This window comes from Bradyrhizobium sp. Leo170 (assembly GCF_004296405.1).
GTDB lineage: Bacteria > Pseudomonadota > Alphaproteobacteria > Rhizobiales > Xanthobacteraceae > Bradyrhizobium.
The window spans coordinates 1-2,847 of sequence record NZ_PSRR01000580.1; the positions used below are offsets into that span (position 1 = coordinate 1).

The window sequence follows — 2,847 nt, forward strand, 5'->3', positions numbered from 1 at the left end:
GCGAAGCGTGCCCACCATCAAGCACTCCGCTCATGATGATGGGCACGCTTCGCTTTGCCCACCCTACGGCAGCGCACCCCCACGGCCACGCCCGCAGATAGTTTCAGCCATCACGATAAATTATCCCGCGAAACCCCGTCCCAAACCCTCCCGTAGCTGCGGCCAACGACGGTGCAATCGACTAGCCGCGCCGTCGTTGCCTTTCATCCCCGGCGGCAGCTCCGCCGGTCATTGTTAGCCAAACGGGAGATTGTCCATGTCGAAACGTACAGCACTTCTCGCCGCCGCAGCGTTCAGCGCACTGGCGCTCACCGCGACCGTGATGGCGCCGGTTCGCGCCGAGGAGAAGACCGTGATGGTCGGCGGCGCCGCGATGTTCCCATCCAGGAACATCATCCAGAACGCGGTCAATTCCAGGGACCACACCACCCTCGTCGCCGCGGTGAAGGCCGCTGGTCTCGTGGGCACGCTGGAAGGCAAGGGCCCGTTCACGGTGTTCGCGCCGACCAACATGGCGTTCGGCAAACTGCCGGCGGGCACCGTCGAAACCCTGGTCAAGCCGGAGAACAAGGCGACGCTGACCAAGATCCTGACCTATCACGTCGTGCCGGGGAAGTATGAGGCCTCCAGCCTTGCCGACGGCAAGAAGCTTAGGACCGTCGAGGGCGAGGAACTGACCGTGAAGAAGCAGGACGGCAAGGTCTGGATCGGCGACGCCAAGGGCAATTGGTCGACGGTGACGATCTCGAATGTCAACCAGTCGAACGGCGTGATCCATGTGGTCGACACCGTGTTGATGCCCGCCTCGTAACCCCGCGCGCGCCTGTTTCATCCCCCAGACAGGCAGCGTGAGACCAGCGAGCCGGGGAAACCCGGCTCGCTTTTTTGTGACCGCGATGCGCCGTTCGTATCGCATTGGTACCAGGTGTCGCGGTAACAAGGCCCCGATCCGGGCGTATAAATACGTAACGAATTCCGAGCAGGAACAGCCATGTCGAGCCTTGCAGTCCGCGACGAGCACGCAGCCCCAGTCAGCAGCACGACCAAGGTGATCCAGCCGGCCTGGGTCCGGATCGTGCATTGGATCAACGCGGTGGCGATGATCCTGATGATCATGTCGGGCTGGCAGATCTACAACGCCTCGCCGCTGTTCAACTTCACGTTCTCCCGCAGCATCACGCTCGGCGGCTGGCTCGGCGGCGCGCTGCTCTGGCACTTTGCCGCGATGTGGCTGTTGATGGTCAATGGCCTGGTCTATCTCGTCCTTGGCTTCGTCACCGGCCGCTTCCGCAAGAAGCTGCTGCCGATCACGCCGGCGGGCGTAATCTCGGATACCAAGGCGGCGCTGACCTTCAAGCTGTCGCACGACGATCTCGCCAAGTACAATTACGTGCAGAAGCTCCTGTATGCCGGCATCATCGTCGTCGGTGTGCTCATCGTGCTGTCGGGCCTGTCGATCTGGAAGCCGGTGCAGTTGCAGTGGCTGACCGCGCTGTTCGGCGGCTACGACGTGGCGCGCTATGTCCATTTCATCTGCATGGCGCTGATCGTCGCCTTCCTCGTTGTTCACGTCGCGCTGGCGATTTTGGTGCCAAGAAGCTTGCGCGCCATGATCATCGGCCGCTGAGTTCAAGGAGAAAGACCATGGGTCGCATGCGCAAGTTCCTGATCCCCGGCGTCGACAAGAAGCTGCTGGTCAAGGACGCCGTGAAGCTGATGCCGGATCTGACACGCCGGCGTTTCATCACCGGCGGCGCCAGCCTGGGGGCGCTGACGCTGCTCACGGGCTGCGACGTCATCGACAGCTCCTCGGCGGAAACGATGCTGGCGCAGGTTTCGAAGTTCAACGATGCGGTGCAGGCCTGGATGTTCAATCCGAATGCGCTGGCGCCGACCTTTCCTGAAAGCGCCATTACAAAACCGTTTCCGTTCAACGGCTATTACGATCTCGACGACGCGCCCGATATCGACGGCAAGGATTGGAAGCTGGAGGTGCGCGGCCTGGTCGAGAACAAGAAGCCGTGGACGCTGGAGGAGCTCTACAAGCTGCCCCAGGTCAAGCAGGTCACGCGCCATATCTGCGTCGAGGGCTGGAGCGCAATCGGCAGTTGGACCGGCACGCCGCTGCGCGATTTCTTAAAGCTCGTCGGCGCCGACACGCGCGCGAAATATGTCTGGTTCCAGTGCGCCGACAAGGACGGCTACAACTCGCCGCTGGACATGCCGACCGCGCTGCATCCGCAGACGCAGATGACCTTTAAATTCGCCGACGAGATCCTGCCGCGCGCCTACGGCTATCCGATGAAGATCCGGGTGCCGACCAAGCTCGGCTTCAAGAACCCGAAATACGTGATCTCGATGGAAGTCACCAACGACTACAAGGGCGGCTACTGGGAAGACCAGGGCTACAATTCGTTTAGCGGAAGCTAGCTCCGCTCCTCATCCCGAGGAGCCGCGCCAGCGGCGTCTCGAGGGACGGGCCGCGCGCTCCTCACTCTCCGTCATTCCGGGCTCGATGCTGTCGCATCGCCCCGAAAATTCGCCAGCGATTCCAAAGTGATTTGCCCCGTCCAGCCTTGCAGCGAAAAACATTCCGCTTTCGCCGTCGGGCAAATCAGTGATTTAACTCCGCGCGTCTCACCCGAATGAGGGGCGGCTCGCGATCGTCACGAACGTTGCGGTGAGATGCGGTGGACGAGAGTGTCACGACCGACGAGCGTGGCATTAGCGGACGGCGAAGTCGTGTGGTCCTGGCGCCCCGACGCTGGCGCTAAGTTCGCAGAGATGATCTGTGAGTGATGGTGGCAAGAAAGCCCGGTCACCAAGGAGAGCACGAAGTAAGCCGTA

General features: G+C 61.8%; 3 protein-coding genes. All 3 read left to right on the top strand.

Translation table 11 applies throughout. The annotated features are described in order from the left end of the window. The first annotated feature begins 256 nt into the window (after positions 1–256). The 3 genes from CWO89_RS42645 to CWO89_RS42655 all read left to right on the top strand — a co-directional run bounded on the left by CWO89_RS42645 (position 257) and on the right by CWO89_RS42655 (position 2,430). Entirely contained in the window at positions 257–811 is a 555-nt protein-coding gene (locus CWO89_RS42645) for a fasciclin domain-containing protein (protein ID WP_130584187.1), read from the top strand. Positions 812–991: 180 nt separating this feature from the next. Further along, positions 992–1,627 carry a cytochrome b/b6 domain-containing protein gene (locus CWO89_RS42650; RefSeq protein ID WP_130584188.1) on the top strand — a complete coding sequence of 212 codons (636 nt, stop codon included), beginning with the start codon at positions 992–994 and terminating at the stop codon, positions 1,625–1,627. A gap of 17 nt (positions 1,628–1,644) precedes the next feature. Then, positions 1,645–2,430 carry a molybdopterin-binding protein gene (locus tag CWO89_RS42655; protein WP_130584189.1) on the top strand — a complete coding sequence of 262 codons (786 nt, stop codon included), beginning with the start codon at positions 1,645–1,647 and terminating at the stop codon, positions 2,428–2,430. Positions 2,431–2,847: the final 417 nt, after the last annotated feature.

Bases quoted from the DNA above. Each gene is read 5' to 3' on its own strand.
- CWO89_RS42655 (WP_130584189.1), top strand. From the start codon at position 1,645: ATGGGTCGCATGCGCAAGTTCCTGATCCCCGGCGTCGACAAGAAGCTG.
- CWO89_RS42645 (WP_130584187.1), top strand. From the start codon at position 257: ATGTCGAAACGTACAGCACTTCTCGCCGCCGCAGCGTTCAGCGCACTG.
- CWO89_RS42650 (WP_130584188.1), top strand. From the start codon at position 992: ATGTCGAGCCTTGCAGTCCGCGACGAGCACGCAGCCCCAGTCAGCAGC.